We start from the raw sequence: 14131 nt of genomic DNA, 5'->3' as shown, positions 1-14131 counted from the left end.
ACTCAGTAGGAGCGGGGCATGCCGAGCACATGCTCGGCGACGAAGGAGAGGATCAGATTGGTCGAGATCGGCGCCACCTGATAGAGCCGGGTCTCGCGGAATTTGCGCTCGACGTCGTACTCCTCGGCGAAGCCGAAGCCGCCATGGGTCTGCACGCAGGCATTGGCCGCTTCCCAGGAGGCATCCGCCGCCAGCATCTTGGCCATGTTGGCCTCGGCGCCGCAGTCGAGCCCGGCCTCGTATTTGCGGGTGGCTTCCTTCACCATCAGCTCGGCCGCGCGCATCGAGGCGTAGGCCTTCGCGATCGGGAACTGGATGCCTTGATTTTGGCCGATCGGCCGGCCGAACACGCTGCGCTCCTTGGCGTAGTTGGTCGCCTTGGCGATGAACCACTTGGCGTCGCCGATGCATTCGGCGGCGATCAGGATGCGCTCGGCATTCATGCCGGACAGGATGTAGCGGAAGCCTTTGCCTTCGTCGCCGATCAGATTCTCCGCCGGCACCTTCATGTCGGTGAAGAACACCTCGGTCGTGGCGTGGTTCATCATGGTGCGGATCGGGCGAATCTCCAGACCCTTGCCCTTGACCTCGCGCATGTCGACGATGAACACCGACAGACCATCGGTGCGCTTGCGCGACTGCTCCTTTGGCGTGGTGCGTGCCAGCAAAATCATCAGGTCGGAATGTTCGGCGCGGCTGGTCCAGATCTTCTGGCCGTTGACGACGTAGTGGTCGCCGTCGCGGCGCGCTGTGGTCTTCAGCGACGAGGTATCGGTGCCGCTGGTCGGCTCGGTGACGCCGAACGCCTGCAGCCGCAATTCGCCCGTCGCGACCTTCGGCAGATATTTTGCCTTCTGCGCGTCATTGCCGTGCCGCAGCACGGTGCCCATCGTGTACATCTGGGCGTGGCAGCCGCCGCCGTTGCAGCCGGCGCGCTGGATCTCTTCCAGGATCGCCGCCGCCGCCGACAGCTTCAGGCCCGCGCCGCCATATTCCTCCGGGATCAGCACCGAGAGATAGCCAGCCTCGGTCAGCGCATCGACGAACTCCTTCGGATAGGCCATCTGGCGATCGAGCTTGCGCCAGTATTCGCCGGGAAACTGCGCGCAGAGTTTTGCGACGGCGTCGCGGATGTCGGAATGATCGTCGAGCTGCTGTTCGTGTGCGGTCATGGGTTCTTCTTGTCGCGAGGTTGTACTAGAGCGTTTTCGAGCGAAGTGGGTACCGGTTCGCGTGAAGAAAACGCGTCAACACTAGAATCTTGCGGGCTAAGCGCCCGTTGTGGGGCCCCGGTAAACTCCCTATGCTGTTTTGTTATAGCGTATGAACCTGCCTTCCAGGATTGGCAAGTATGGATTTCCGCCAGCTTAGGACCTTTGCGTGTGTCGCGGAACTCGGCAGCCTGAGCAAGGCCTCCGATACGCTGCGGGTCGCGCAACCGGCGCTGAGCCGGCAGATCAAGCTGCTGGAGCACGAGCTGCGCACCGAGCTGTTCACCCGCAACGGCCGCGGCATGGTGCTGACCGATGCCGGCCGCCTGCTGCTGGCGCGCACCAGCGGTATCGTGCGGCAGATCGACCAGATCCGCGACGACATCCAGTCCGCCGGCGGCGCGCCGTCGGGGCGCGTGGTGCTGGGATTGATCCCGACGGTGAGCTGCGTGCTGTCGGCGCGGCTGGCGCGTCGCACCGTGGAGCGCTATCCCGGCATCTCGCTCTGCATCGTCGAAAGCTACAGTGGCCATCTGATCGAGTGGCTGCATCGCGGCGAGATGGATCTCGCCGTGATCTACGGCCCGTCGGTCGATCTGCATCTGGCGGTGCAGAGCCTCGGCCGCGACTCGATCGTCGCAGTCGGCCCGCGCGGCAGCGGGCTGAAGCAGAAGAAGCAGGTCGATATCGGCTGGCTGCTGCGCCAGCGCCTGGTGCTGCCCAGTCATTCGCACGGCCTCCGTGCGCTGATCGAGCACGCAGCCGCGAAGCGCAAGCTCGATATCGACGTCAAGCTCGAGGCGGACTCGTTCCGGGTGCTGACCAGCCTGGTCGAGGAGGGGCTCGGATATACGCTGCTGCCGCCGTCCTCGGTGCGCGCCGAGGTCGCCGACGGCCGGCTCGAGACCGCGCCGCTGGCGCGGCCGGCACCGCGCCGCGAGCTGGCGCTGGCCGCGCCGGTCGAGCATCCCGGCTCCAACGCGATCACGCTGATTGCAAGACTGTTGCGCGACGAGGTCGCCGCGTGCCGCACCGACGGATCCTGGGATATCCAGCTCGCCTGAAGGCAGCTTCGTCGCTTTATCCCCGTCATTGCGAGCCAACGGGTCGGCGCAAAGCGCCGCCCGATGACAGGCTCCGCGAAGCAATCCATCGCGCCGCATGCGCGGAGGCATGGATTGCTTCGTCGCTGTCGCGCCTCGCAATGACGGGACTAGTTTTCTCATCGCACCGCGAAACCGAGATGGCCGCGGAAGCGGTTTTTCAAGTACGTGCCGTCGCGCGGCGGCAGCGCACGCTCGAGCTCGCCGGCTGCGATCCGGATCCGCGCCAGCCGCGGGCCGCCGCTGACGTCGCGCAGGCGCGCGCGGAATGCTTCGATGCCGGCCATGTCAGCGATGTCGCTGACCGTGCCGATGCCGGCGCCGCTCGCGATCACTTCCAGCTTCGCACCCAAGCCCGAATGGCTGGGCTGCATCCCGGTCTCGCCGAACTGGCCGTTGTCGAGCACCGCGATCGAGTGATTGCCGGGCTGCTTGGCGGCGATGGTCAAGAGACTGCCGATTCCCATCAGCTGCTCGCCGTCACCGGTGATGACCAGCACCGGGCGCTTCGGCTGCGCCAGCGCGAGCCCGAGCCCGACCATCGCGGCGCCGCCCATCGCGCCCCAGAGATAGAAATTGCCGGGATGCTCGCCGGCGGCGAACAGATCGTAGGACGAGGAGCCGAGCCCGGAGATCGCGAGCAGGTCGCCGCGCTCAGTGAGCAGCGCCTTCACCGCGGCGCGGCGATCGAGCGTTCCAATTGGCTCTGACATCAGTGCGTCTCCTTCGTCCACTTCTTGCGGCCGATCATCCGCTGCGAGATCAGCACCGCAACCTGCTGGTCGCCGTCATAGGCAAGCGTGGCGGCGGCCGAGATCACCTCCTCGGTATCCTCCGCCTTCTCCAGCCGCAGCACGGTGACGCCCATGATCTCGAACGCCTGCGGCGTCGCCCGGCCCATCGGGATCTGCCAGGGATTGAACTCGGCCCATTCGCCGCGCATCGTCACCAGCGTCAGGAACGGAAAGCGGCAGCTTGCCATCAGCGACAGCATGTTGACGCAATTGCCGACGCCGCTCGATTGCATCAGCAGCACCGCGCGCTCGCCGCCCAGCCAGGCGCCGGCGGACAGCGCCACGCCTTCCTCCTCGGTGGTCAGCACCGTGGTCTTGATTGCGCGATCGGCGTGCGACAGCTTGATCAGCTTGGAATGCCCCGCATCGGGCACATAGGACAGCTGCGCCACGCCAAATTCCTTCAGCGTGCGATAGATCGCGACCGGCCAGTCGGCGCCGGTCGCGTTGTCCTGGTGAACGGCAATTTGGTCCATCTTGGCCTCGGCTAGAGCGTTTTCAAGCGAAGTGGATACCGGTTCGCATGAAGAAAACGCGTCAAACAAAGAATCCGTCTCGATTCCATCGGGGCGGAAAGGCAGCGCAGTGGCGCGGCCTCACGCCGATGGCATAGCGCGTGAGCGGGCGTTACTCTCTTCGCATCTGTTTCGCGCAGCTATGCCGGGATTTTATAGCCCCGCGGAAACGGCGGCAGGGCGAGGTCACGAGGCTGTGTCATTTGGCGGGCTCGGCAGGCAGCCTCATTGCAGCCTAAAACGCGGTTCCCTATGTTTTGCAATGCAGAGTAGCGGCAGCGCCGGCCGGCACAGCAAAGGCGACATTTTTTCGGAATATTGATCGACCCGTCGCTTTTTCAGGTACCAGGGCATGATTGTCCGAGATCGGTTTCGCGGCCTGTTTCCAAAGTATTTCCTCGTGCTCTTCATGGCCGTCGCGGTCCCGCTTGCCATCAATGGCGTCGTCGAGGCCTGGTTCGGTTACCGCGATCAGCGCGCGCGGGTCGACCAACTGCTCGACGCCGAGGCGTCGTCCGCTGCCGCTGAGATCCATAACTTCATCCACGATATTTCCACCCAGCTCGGCTGGCTGGTCCAGCTGCCATGGACCGACGAGGTCGACGAGCGGCGGCGCACCGATGCGCAGCGGCTGCTGCGGCAGGCGCCGGCCATCGTCAGCCTGACATTGCTCGACCACAATGCGCTGGAGCGCCTCCACGTCTCGCGGGTCAGTCTCAATCGCATCGAGAGCCGCACCGACCGGTCGGCCGATCCGGCGCTGGTCGGCGCCCGCGCGACCCAGGTCTGGTTCAGCGACGTCAGCTACAACCGCGGCTCGGAGCCCTATCTGACGGTCGCGGTCGTCGGCAACCGGCCATCGTCCGGCGCGGTCATCGCCGAAGTCAATCTCAAGCTGATCTGGGATGTGATCTCGGCGATCAAGGTGGGCGAGACCGGTCTTGCTTTTGTGCTGGATCGGCCAGGCCGGCTGATCGCGCATCCCGACCTCAGCCTGGTGCTGCGCGGGGCGGAGGAGACGACCTCGCGGCCATTTCGCGCGGTACGCGACGCGATCGGCCCGGGGGCGGACTTTGCGACCAGCCAGGCTGCCGACGGACGCACCGTCGCCGTCAGCGCCGCGCCGGTGGCGGGCCCGGACTGGACCGTGGTGGTGGAGCAGCCGCTCTCCGAAGCCTACGCGCCGATCTATGCCGCCTTGCGGCGCACCGCGACGCTGCTCGCGATGGGCACCATCTTCGCCGGGCTGCTGGCCTATGCCTTGGCGCACCGGATGACGGTGCCGATCAAGCTGCTCGAGGAAGGCACCGAGCGGATCGGCGCCGGCGCCTTCGATCACCGCATTTCGCTGCAGACCGGCGACGAGTTTCAGCGCCTCGCCAACAGCTTCAACAAGATGGCCGGCGGCCTCGCGCTCGCCCAGCAGCATCAGGAGCGCATCGCCAAGCTGAAGCGCTTCCTCGCGCCGCAGGTCGCCGACCTCGTCGACCGCACCGGCGACGACAGCGTGCTGGACGGCCGCCGCACCGACGTCGCCGTGGTGTTCTGCGATCTGCGCGGCTTCACCGCGTTTTCCGCCGGCGTCGCCCCCGAGGAAGTCATGGGCGTGCTGTCGTCCTATTATGAGGTGCTCGGCAGGGCCATTGCGCAATATGAGGCGACGCTGATCAGCTTTTCCGGCGACGGCCTGATGGTGCTGGTCAACGCACCCGTCGCGGTCGAGCAGCCGGCGCTGCGGGCGGTCGACCTCGCGATCGAGATGCAGAAGCGCGTGCAGGAGCTGATCGCCGGCTGGCGAGCGCGCGGCTACCAGATCGGCTTCGGCGTCGGCCTCGCCGGCGGATCGGCGATCGTCGGCCGGATCGGCTACGAGGACCGGCTCGATTACACCGCGATCGGCACCGTGGTGAATCTCGCGGCCCGCCTGTGCGCATCTGCCGCAGACCGAGAAATCCTGCTCGACGTCGAGATCGCCACCAACGTTGGCGGCCAGCGCCCGCTGCACGATATCGGCAATCGACAAATCAAGGGCTTCGACGAGGCAATTCCGGTGTTTGGAATTTCGTTCGGGGCGCTGTAGCCGATGCCGCCGCGCTTATGCCCGGTGCATTGCGTTGGCGACAGGCCGGTCGCGGGATATGCTTCGATCGACGGCAGCGGGTTCGCAAAACAATGACAAGCGCTGATCCCAGTGCAGCAACGTCGCACCGGCGCGCCAGCCGGCGCGACGTCCTGTTGATGATGGCGGCCGCCGCGACCTCGACCACACCCTCGCATGCACAGAAGTCATCGATGCCGGTGATCGGCTATCTCTGCCCGGAATCGCCCGAGCTGTTTGCCAGCCGGCTCAGGGCTTTTCACCAGGGGCTTCGCGAAGCCGGCTTTGTCGAGGGCCGCGATGTCACGATCGATTATCAATGGGCGCATGGGCAATATGCTCGCCTGCCTGCGCTGGCCGGCGAACTGATCGCGCACAATGTCGATCTGGTGGTGGCGCCCGGCGGCGCGCCGGTCGCGCTTGCCGCAAAGGCTGCCGGCGTCACCAAGACCATCGTGTTCGAGATGGGCGGCGATCCCGTTGCGCTCGGTGTGGTCGACAGCCTGTCGCGGCCGGGCGGCAACATCACCGGCGTTTCCAGCCTGAGCGTCGATGTGTCGCCGAAGCGGCTCGAGCTGATGCACGAGCTGTTGCCGGCGGCGACCACATTGGGCGTCGTCGCCAACCCGACCAGTCCGACCGCCGGTTCGCAATTGCAGCGGCTGCGCGCCGCCGCCGAAACTCTCGGCGTCAAGCTGCTGGTGCTGAACGCAAGCAAGGAAGAGGAATTCGACGAGGTCTTCGCTGCCGTGGGCAGGGAGTCGGCCAACGCGCTGGTGTTCTGCTCCGATCCCTATTTTGCCTTTCGCAGCCGCCGATTGGCCGAGCTCGCGATCAAATACGGCGTCCCTGCTATCACCCAGACCCGGGACTTTCCGATGGCCGGCGGCTTGATGAGCTATGGCGGCGATTTCGTGCAGTCGCATCGCCGCGCAGGCATCTATGCCGGCCGGGTGCTCAAGGGCGAGAAGCCGGCCGATCTGCCGGTGCAGCTGGTGACCAAGGTCGAGCTCGTGATCAACCTGAAGACCGCCAAACTGCTCGGCCGCGCGTTCTCGCAGTCGGTGGTCAGCGGCGCGGATGACGTGATCGAATAGGCGGTCCTACGCTGTGTCTTCAGCGCGCGCTCTTGCCCGCCATGAACACATACATGTCCCAGAACGTCTCGGGGTGATCGACCTCGAAGCGGTGCCATTGCTCGAGATCGGTCTCGTCGGCCGTGCCTGACTGCTTGCGGAATTTCTCGAGCACCGTCGGGTCGTCGAACGGTTCGAAACCCTGGAAGGATAGATCATTGTCGTTCAGGAATGCCGCGATCTCCGGGATCGTGAGGCGGTGCTCCATGACGTTGAACAGCAGGTCGCGGCAGCCGCTGACGCTGTAGAAGTCGCGCGCGCCGATCAGCATCGGCCAGTGCTCGGCCTCGCGGAAGATCTCCTGGCGGCATCGTCTGATGTCGTCGGCGGTGGCGCGATAGCCGCGCGCGGCGATGCGGGCGCGGGCATCGACGATGACGCGGCGCGCCAGCTCGCTGTAGAGCCCGATGCGCATTCTGCCGCCCGGCCGCAGCAGCGAGACCAGCACCCGCCAGCCGGCGGTCGGCTCGGCAAGGTGATGCAGCACGCCGACCGATTCGATGTGATCGAAGCTGCGGCCGATCGTCCCCAGCTCCAGAATATCCGCCTGCGCATAGTCGATATTGCGCAAGCCGAGCTCGCGGGTCTTGCGCCGCGCATAGGCGAGGCTGGTCAGGCTGATGTCGACCGCGAGCAGGCGGGCGTTCGGATAGACCTGCGCGATCTGGATCGCGTGCGAGCCGGTGCCGCAGCCCGCGATCAGGATCTCCAGCGCGGCCTGCCGCTCCGCCGTCGGCGCGATCTTGCCGCGCGCCTGATCGGCCGCGAATGCGGTCAGCGGATTGATGGTCCAGCGCGGGTAGGGGTTTTCCTGGTACTGGTGCATCACCTGCACCGAGACGCTGTCCTTGATGGGCGTGAGCGCCGCAATGCGCGCGCGATCGGCCGCTTCCTCGAGCGGCTCGCGAAGCTGCACCCGCAGCAGGCCGGCCACGCTCGCCGGCCAGTCCCGGCGCAGCAGTGTTTCCGCCGTCGGCAGGGCATGCAGCGGAAAATACGCCGCGACCACCGCCAGCGTGAGCGGCGTGATGGTGGCCCCCGACGCCAGGTTCTGCAGCAGCCGATCGCGCAGCGCATCGGCATCGCCGCTTTCCGCCGCGCTCTGCGCATAGGCATATTCGCTGATGAAGCACTGCCGCGCCAGCGCGCAGGCGAAGCCGACGATGTCGTCGTCGACCGCGGCGCGATCCTTGCCCGGCGCGCCTGCCAGCCGCAGCAGCTCGGCGAGCGCATGTCCCAGCAGCAGTTCGAGCTGCATGCTCGGCAGCGTCGTCGCTTCCATCGCGCAGCGCAGGAAAAGATCCTTGGCCAGCGGGGCGATGCTTTCGCCGCCGAACAATTCGGCGGCCGTGATCGCCAGCGGCCACTTGCTCGCAATCCGCCCGACATATCCGGCGATCACGGGGCTTTGCAGGATGAAGGCGAGCGCCTTGTCTTCCATGCCGAGCGCCAGCGCCTTGCTGAAATGCGCGGCCGCCTTGCCGCGTTGACCGAGCGCCTGGTACGAATTGCCGGCATTGTAGTGGCAGGCGGCGTTGACCTCGTCCGCGGCGATCGCCTTCGCGAACAGTTTTGCGGCGCCCCGGTGATCGCCGGAGGCCTGCGCGATCAGGCCGAGCAGGTTCAGGCTCTGCACATGATCAGGCTCGCGCGCAAGAATGTCGCGGCAAATCGCTTGCGCCTCGTGGATGCGGCCCATCGCGCGCAACCGGCTCGCCTCGGCGGCGAGGTCGGCAATGCCGATGCCGGCCGCGAAGGCTGGCGCGTTCGCGCGTCCCGCGGAGGCGCCGCGTTGCTTCTCGGCCGCACGTCGTTCTTTTCGGTTCATGGTCCCGTCAACCGGCCCGAAGTGCTAGCGCCGCCGAACCGCGCACCGAAAAAACGGCGGCGGTCCGGGCGGCGCAATCATCGGGCAGACATAGGGCGGATCAGGATTGCAGCCAAGGATATTCTAGCGGATGGCGGTCGCCTCGATCCGAACGATGGAGCGCGATCGACGCGCGCCGCGCTCACCCGTTTGAGCGTGGTGATTGTCCGCGCTCAGCCGTTCGGTTGCAGGAGCGTGCCGTATTGCCTGCTTGCGGCGACCGTGGCGGCGGCCTGTCCGATCGCCCGCATCGCCGCCATCATCGGCCACGGTCCGAGGCTGATCCGCCGCACGCCGGCGCGAGCGAGATCTGCGATGGCGGGGATGCCCTGCGTCACCATGATGTTGACCGGCAGCGGCGTGCGCTGAACCAGCTGCTCGATCAGCGTGAGGTCGGTGAGGCCGGGGACGAAGATTCCGTCAGCGCCGGCCTCGGCGTAAACCGCTGCGCGCCGTGCCGCTTCCTCCAGGCACTGCTCCGGCGATCCGAACTTCAGCAGGAACGGATCGGTCCGCGCATTGATGAACAGATCAACGCCGAGCTCCTGCGCGGTGTCGCGCACGGCCCTGATCTTGGCTGCGTGCTGCTTCGGATCGACGAGCTGCCGCTGTCCCGCGGACAGCCCGTCTTCGATATTGATGCCGATGGCGCCGGCTTTCACAATCCCGGCCGCCGCCGTCGCGGCCGCCTCCGGCGTGTCGCCATAGCCCGCCTCCAGATCGATCGAGATCGGAACCGAAACCGCTGCCGTCATCCGCGACACCAGGCCGGCCACCATGTCGAACGGAACATGTTCGCCGTCGGCGTAGCCGAGCGCTGCCGCGACCGCCCCGCTGCTGGTCGCGACCGCCGCCGCCGTTTTTGCGATCGCCTTAGCGGTGGCGACGTCCCAGGCATTGAAGAGGACGAGCGGATCGCCCGCCCTGTGAAGACCGCGAAACGTCTCGGCGTATTGCTGCTGCTGTGTCCTGGCGTCCATTGCACGCACTCCTGTTCAGTGAATTTCGATCCTGCGGTCGGCACACGCGTTCAGTCGGGCGCGTGCGTCCTGAACCAGTCCATGATCAGGCCGGTGACTTCGGCCTCGCGCTCGAGGTGCGGGAAGTGGCCGACGCCGGGCAGCACAACGCGCCGATGTGGCCCCTTGAACAGCGGCTCTTCCTGCATTGAATACCGCGCGGTCGGATCGTTGCCGCCATAGATCGTCAATGTCGGCGTGTGCATGTCGTTGATCGGCAGCCGGCCCGCAACGCCCGCATCGACCAGACCGTTGTAGTATTTCAGCGCCGCCTTCATGGTGCCGGGAGCGCTCAGCGTCCGCTTGACCGAGCGCAGATGCTCGTCGTTCTGCAGAGCTGGCGACCACAACTTCCAGAGATAGTCGACGAACGGCAGTCCCTCGATGTTGACGGCCGCGTGGGCGCCGGGCACCGTGAAGAAATAGACATGGAAGACCGATCGAACGGCATCGGGATCGCTCCTGAGACTCGCGATCGTGATCGGGTGCGCGGTGTTCATGACCACCGCGGCCTTGATCGCCGCAGGCGCGGTGGCGAGCGCCTGAAAGGTGGACGTGCCGCCCCAGTCCATGCCGACGACGCGCGCCTGTCCGTCGTCGCTCAGCGCCGCAATCAGCGCTTCCAGATCCTTGCCGAGCTCGATCGGATCGAACACCCCGTTGGCCGGAATCTCGGTCGGCGCATAGCCGCGCAGGAACGGCGCGACCGCGCGATATCCTGCATCGGCAAACGCCTGCAACTGCTTGCGATAGGACCAGGCGTTGTCGGGAAAGCCGTGCATGAACATCACCAGGGGTCCGCTGCCCTGCTCGAGATAGGCGAACCGCACGCCGTTGGCTGTCACATATTTCAGAACCGGCTCGCTGCCGGTGACATCGGAAATTGCCAGTGCGCTCATCGTCGTTTCCTTTTTTATGTGCGTAACGCATATATGCGTAGCGCATATATCCGGTCAAGTTGTTTTTTGTGCGCTGCGCACATATTGTCGGCGGCATGGACACTGAAATCGCCAATTTGCTGGGGGCGCTGTCGCTCGCCGTGATGGACCGGATCGAGCAGGGCGCGCGCGAGGTCATCGGCCGTGGCGGCGAGACGCCTGCGGCGCTGGTCGTCATCGGCTATGGCGAGGGCATGACCAACGAGAAGCTGCGCCGCATCCTCGGCCTGTCGCATTCCGGAACGGTCCGCCTGGTGGACCGTCTGGTGTCGGATCAGCTGGTCGAGCGCCGGCCGGGCGATGACGCCAGGGAGGTCGCGCTGCATCTGACGCCGAAGGGCGCCGCGGCCCGGAAGGAACTGATGGCGTCGCGGATTTCAGCGGTTGCGTCGCTGCTGGACGTGCTGTCGCCGACGGAGACCAAGCGGCTCGGCACGCTGATCCGCGACCTGCTGGTGCGGCAGGATACCAGCGAGATGGATCGCTTCACGATCTGCCGGATGTGCGACGACAGGGTGTGCACGCGCTGCCCGCTGCCGACCACCAAGGGCAAGCGCGCGCGCTAACGCCGATCCATTCCCGTTGGCGGCAGATCATGGACCGCCAAGGGAACCTCACAGGAACGATGCATCGCCGGGCAGCTTGTTGGATGTCATCAACCGCGCAAGGCACCCCTGGATGCCGAATGTCCCCGATCGATCGCTTGCTGTCTGGTGTTTTGCATTTTTGCTTCTTTTGAGTGCTTGCGGCGAGAACAAGCTCGAATGCGATTCCATCGACACGCGCAATGCCGTGCTTCAGAGCGTTGCGGACGACCATCGCAATCCGCTGGTCAACTACGCCGCCAAGGAGTCGACGGCTAAACCGAATCCGGAGAACAGCAAGCCGCTTTACCTTCTCAGTGAGAGAATGGTCACGACCTCGACGAGTCCGGACAAGCGGACGTTGCAATGCAGCGGCGGCATTTCGGTGAGCGTGGGCGACGTGAAAGCCTCGAAGGAAATTGAGTTCACGGTGCAGCGCGCATCGGACGGCAAGATCTCCGTTTCGGTGGTGCCGTTTCAATTCTGACGCCGCGTGGCCGCGGCGCGCTCGCCGCGGCTGATCCAGCGCAATGTCGACAGTTGGCGAAAACGCGCGAGGCGACCTCGCTTCCCTATTCGTCCGATATCCATGACGGCGTCGTCGGAATATTCCATTGCAGGAACACTTCCGCGTAGGAATAGCCCAAGGTCGTGAACAGCAGCGCGTCGAGGTCCTGGCCGAGCGGCTTGCTTTGATCGCTGTCCGACGCGTATTGCAGCAAAGCTCCCTTGTAATTATCGCCCATCGTGTTCCACCACGTGTGTGTCGGGCTGACATAGACCGGTTTGCCCTTGTACGTGTTCCATTGCTGATCGTTGTTGACGACAATGAGATTGATTGCGGTGACGAGCGGCACGAACGCCTGAAGATAGGAATGCACGCACCCGTCGCGATAGGCCTGGAAGGAGCTCGGCACCTCGTTTGAACCCGCTTTGTAGTCGGGCGGATTCGCGGTCCACGTCCCGTTTCGGTAGAGGGCGCCGACCGTCGCCAAAATCCCGCCGTCCCTGGTCGCGGCTGCGGCGTAGGATGTGATCATGTCCTGCGTCGCGGCGAACACCTTGCCCAGATCATTGTCGACCTCTCCGAGCTTGGCGCTGATGTAGTACGCCGGATCGCTCACGCTGATGGAGTAGTCGGTGTTGCGAGACCCGAAGAACGCACACAGCAGGCCGACGACGGCCGCCGCTGCCGAAAACAGGCCCAGTACCGCTGCGCCTTCCGGCGCAGTGACTGCGAGGATCCCGCCGAGGCAAGTGAGCACAGAGCCGGCGCCGCCGGCGGTTACGGAGGCAATATTCAGGGCGTTGACCTGACGGGCGGTGCTGCTGATCAAGGTCGCGGTCGTCGGGATCACGAGCGCGTTTGCGACGTAACTTGCCGCCAGACTTTCGATCTGACTTTGCACGACGACGACTTGCGACATCGCAGACCAGAACGAGGCCGACGACACCAGATCGTTCAACTCGTTTTGCAGGTCGTTTTGAACGCCGCTCCACGCAGCCTTGTTCGAAAAGGTCGGCGGCACCGTCATCGTTGCCAGCGCGGTGACATAATCACCGGCCTGTGCTGCGGACATCTGGCTATATTGCGCCCGGATGTCGTTCGCGGTCGGGCCGCCCTTGATCAGGTCCTGGCTGATCTGGGAGTAGGCGGTGAGCGCGTCGCCGCTGTATGAATGGAGCGGAACGGCCGGCTGATCGAACACGCCGATGCCGACGCGGGTCATCTGCCACACCATGCTGCCGCCGGTATCGTTCAACGCGTAGGAACTCGCGTTCGGCGTCGTCAGCAGCAGGATGTCGGTGGCGGAGAGCGGGATCGCGTCCATGATGGACTGCGTCAGTCCGGCCGGATAAAGTGAGGGGTCGGCGCTGGCGAACGGATCGATCCAGGCGGGGTTGCGGCCGTTGACGGGATAGCTCGGGACCAACAGGGCGACCTCTGACTTCGGCTGCTGAAGATCGTTCGGGTTGAGATCGGAGACCACCTTCCAGACCGCGCCGTCAGGGGTCGTCTTGATCGTGCCGAGGGCAAATCCCGTCTCGATCGTCACCGCGCTTGCCGGGTTGCCCGCCTGGAACTCGACCAGGCTGTAGCCGCCAGCGCTCGCAACCGCCGACAGCACATAGCAGGCGGGAGCCGCTGTGGCATCGGTAACAATACCCTGAACGATTCCGGTTGAGCTGATCTGCTGCAACGAGGTGGTCTTGTTCGTCAGCACGTCGGCAAGCAATACCTGCCAGAGCGAGCCGTCCTGCTTGGTGAACCAGACCGTCTCGCCGATCGACCAAACTCCCTGCGGCTCGATGCCGGAGGTCGGTTGGTAGACCTGCATCATCGGCGGAAAGAATTTGTAGTTCTCGGTCAAGCAGAGCCAGTACAGCCCGTTGCTCGGAGTTGGCGATGTCGCAGACGCGGCGCAGACGAAGTAATGGCCGCCGCTCGCCGGATCGATGACGTAGGTCCATCCGTTGAATGCGGAGAGCTGGCAGTCGTCGGCGAGAGTCTCGAAGACGCCTGCCGCGCCCGAATGCCCGGATAGCGCGACCGGGTTGAGGCTGAAGTCGTACCGCATCCCGGTCGGCGTGCCGCCGTCGTCCAGGACGATGCAAAAATATTGCACGCCGGTCGTCGGATCCGGCGGAGAAACCGCGCTGAACCGTGCGGTGTTGGCGTCCCACGCGCTCATGCCGATATAGGGCAATGAGACCGGCACCGCCGCGGTTTTCAGAATGCGGTTCGGCGTGGCGTTGGTCCACGGGGCTGCTTGCGAATACACATCGAGTGCGGACGGCGTTGCGTGAAGGGATGTCATCGACAGGTTTCCTGGGCGAGTCTGGTTTCGTTGGGAAGCATTGGCAC

At 65.2% G+C, this 14131-nt stretch carries 12 protein-coding genes; 5 read left to right on the top strand and 7 right to left on the bottom strand.

Translation table 11 applies throughout. From position 1 onward, the window contains the following. Positions 1-2 precede the first annotated feature (2 nt). The gene (locus XH93_RS32680; RefSeq protein WP_194470608.1) at positions 3-1172 is read right to left on the bottom strand and encodes an acyl-CoA dehydrogenase family protein; all 1170 of its coding nucleotides are present in this window, start codon (positions 1170-1172) and stop codon (positions 3-5) included. A gap of 179 nt (positions 1173-1351) precedes the next feature. Between XH93_RS32680 and XH93_RS32675 the strand changes: the two genes are divergently transcribed. Beyond that, positions 1352-2275 carry a LysR substrate-binding domain-containing protein gene (locus XH93_RS32675; protein ID WP_194470607.1) on the top strand — a complete coding sequence of 308 codons (924 nt, stop codon included), beginning with the start codon at positions 1352-1354 and terminating at the stop codon, positions 2273-2275. Positions 2276-2433: 158 nt separating this feature from the next. Here the strand turns inward: XH93_RS32675 and XH93_RS32670 are convergent, their stop codons facing one another. Together XH93_RS32670 and XH93_RS32665 are read right to left on the bottom strand one after the other, a co-directional pair. Further along, positions 2434-3027 carry a thiamine pyrophosphate-dependent enzyme gene (locus XH93_RS32670; protein ID WP_194470606.1) on the bottom strand — a complete coding sequence of 198 codons (594 nt, stop codon included), beginning with the start codon at positions 3025-3027 and terminating at the stop codon, positions 2434-2436. After that, complete coding sequence (locus XH93_RS32665) at positions 3027-3584, bottom strand: thiamine pyrophosphate-binding protein (RefSeq protein ID WP_194470605.1); 558 nt, start codon at positions 3582-3584, stop codon at positions 3027-3029. The genes XH93_RS32670 and XH93_RS32665 overlap by 1 nt, the downstream gene beginning before the upstream one ends. 391 nt (positions 3585-3975) lie before the next feature. Here XH93_RS32665 and XH93_RS32660 point away from each other — a divergent pair, with 391 nt between their 5' ends. After that, complete coding sequence (locus tag XH93_RS32660) at positions 3976-5703, top strand: adenylate/guanylate cyclase domain-containing protein (protein WP_194470604.1); 1728 nt, start codon at positions 3976-3978, stop codon at positions 5701-5703. 161 nt (positions 5704-5864) lie between these two features. Continuing rightward, positions 5865-6818 (top strand): ABC transporter substrate-binding protein, encoded by a 954-nt coding sequence (locus tag XH93_RS32655; protein WP_194475410.1) that lies wholly within the window; start codon positions 5865-5867, stop codon positions 6816-6818. 19 nt (positions 6819-6837) lie between these two features. Here XH93_RS32655 and XH93_RS32650 read toward each other — a convergent pair whose 3' ends face one another. From XH93_RS32650 to XH93_RS32640, 3 genes are all read right to left on the bottom strand, one after another. Then, positions 6838-8685 carry a bifunctional 2-polyprenyl-6-hydroxyphenol methylase/3-demethylubiquinol 3-O-methyltransferase UbiG gene (locus XH93_RS32650; RefSeq protein WP_194470603.1) on the bottom strand — a complete coding sequence of 616 codons (1848 nt, stop codon included), beginning with the start codon at positions 8683-8685 and terminating at the stop codon, positions 6838-6840. 212 nt (positions 8686-8897) lie between these two features. After that, a complete protein-coding gene (locus XH93_RS32645) occupies positions 8898-9704 on the bottom strand; it encodes an isocitrate lyase/phosphoenolpyruvate mutase family protein (protein ID WP_194470602.1) in 807 nt (268 codons plus the stop codon). A 50-nt stretch (positions 9705-9754) separates the two neighbouring features. Beyond that, positions 9755-10642, bottom strand: a complete 888-nt coding sequence (locus XH93_RS32640; protein ID WP_194470601.1) for an alpha/beta fold hydrolase — start codon at positions 10640-10642, stop codon at positions 9755-9757. Positions 10643-10737: 95 nt separating this feature from the next. On the opposite strand from XH93_RS32640, the gene XH93_RS32635 reads away from it, so the two are divergent. Next, positions 10738-11247: a MarR family winged helix-turn-helix transcriptional regulator gene (locus XH93_RS32635; protein WP_194470600.1), complete on the top strand. Its 510-nt coding sequence runs from the start codon at positions 10738-10740 to the stop codon at positions 11245-11247. 79 nt (positions 11248-11326) lie between these two features. After that, positions 11327-11752 carry a hypothetical protein gene (locus XH93_RS32630; protein ID WP_194470599.1) on the top strand — a complete coding sequence of 142 codons (426 nt, stop codon included), beginning with the start codon at positions 11327-11329 and terminating at the stop codon, positions 11750-11752. 85 nt (positions 11753-11837) lie between these two features. Here XH93_RS32630 and XH93_RS32625 read toward each other — a convergent pair whose 3' ends face one another. Continuing rightward, positions 11838-14084 (bottom strand): hypothetical protein, encoded by a 2247-nt coding sequence (locus XH93_RS32625; RefSeq protein WP_194470598.1) that lies wholly within the window; start codon positions 14082-14084, stop codon positions 11838-11840. Positions 14085-14131 lie beyond the last annotated feature (47 nt).

Source organism: Bradyrhizobium sp. CCBAU 51753, from assembly GCF_015291565.1.
Taxonomy (GTDB): domain Bacteria; phylum Pseudomonadota; class Alphaproteobacteria; order Rhizobiales; family Xanthobacteraceae; genus Bradyrhizobium; species Bradyrhizobium ivorense.
This window is presented reverse-complemented; position numbering and strand designations above follow the sequence as displayed.

Coding starts and splice junctions, on each gene's coding strand:
- XH93_RS32680 (WP_194470608.1), bottom strand. CDS start 1,172: ATGACCGCACACGAACAGCAGCTCGACGATCATTCCGACATCCGCGAC.
- XH93_RS32675 (WP_194470607.1), top strand. CDS start 1,352: ATGGATTTCCGCCAGCTTAGGACCTTTGCGTGTGTCGCGGAACTCGGC.
- XH93_RS32670 (WP_194470606.1), bottom strand. CDS start 3,027: ATGTCAGAGCCAATTGGAACGCTCGATCGCCGCGCCGCGGTGAAGGCG.
- XH93_RS32665 (WP_194470605.1), bottom strand. CDS start 3,584: ATGGACCAAATTGCCGTTCACCAGGACAACGCGACCGGCGCCGACTGG.
- XH93_RS32660 (WP_194470604.1), top strand. CDS start 3,976: ATGATTGTCCGAGATCGGTTTCGCGGCCTGTTTCCAAAGTATTTCCTC.
- XH93_RS32655 (WP_194475410.1), top strand. CDS start 5,865: ATGGCGGCCGCCGCGACCTCGACCACACCCTCGCATGCACAGAAGTCA.
- XH93_RS32650 (WP_194470603.1), bottom strand. CDS start 8,685: ATGAACCGAAAAGAACGACGTGCGGCCGAGAAGCAACGCGGCGCCTCC.
- XH93_RS32645 (WP_194470602.1), bottom strand. CDS start 9,704: ATGGACGCCAGGACACAGCAGCAGCAATACGCCGAGACGTTTCGCGGT.
- XH93_RS32640 (WP_194470601.1), bottom strand. CDS start 10,642: ATGAGCGCACTGGCAATTTCCGATGTCACCGGCAGCGAGCCGGTTCTG.
- XH93_RS32635 (WP_194470600.1), top strand. CDS start 10,738: ATGGACACTGAAATCGCCAATTTGCTGGGGGCGCTGTCGCTCGCCGTG.
- XH93_RS32625 (WP_194470598.1), bottom strand. CDS start 14,084: ATGACATCCCTTCACGCAACGCCGTCCGCACTCGATGTGTATTCGCAA.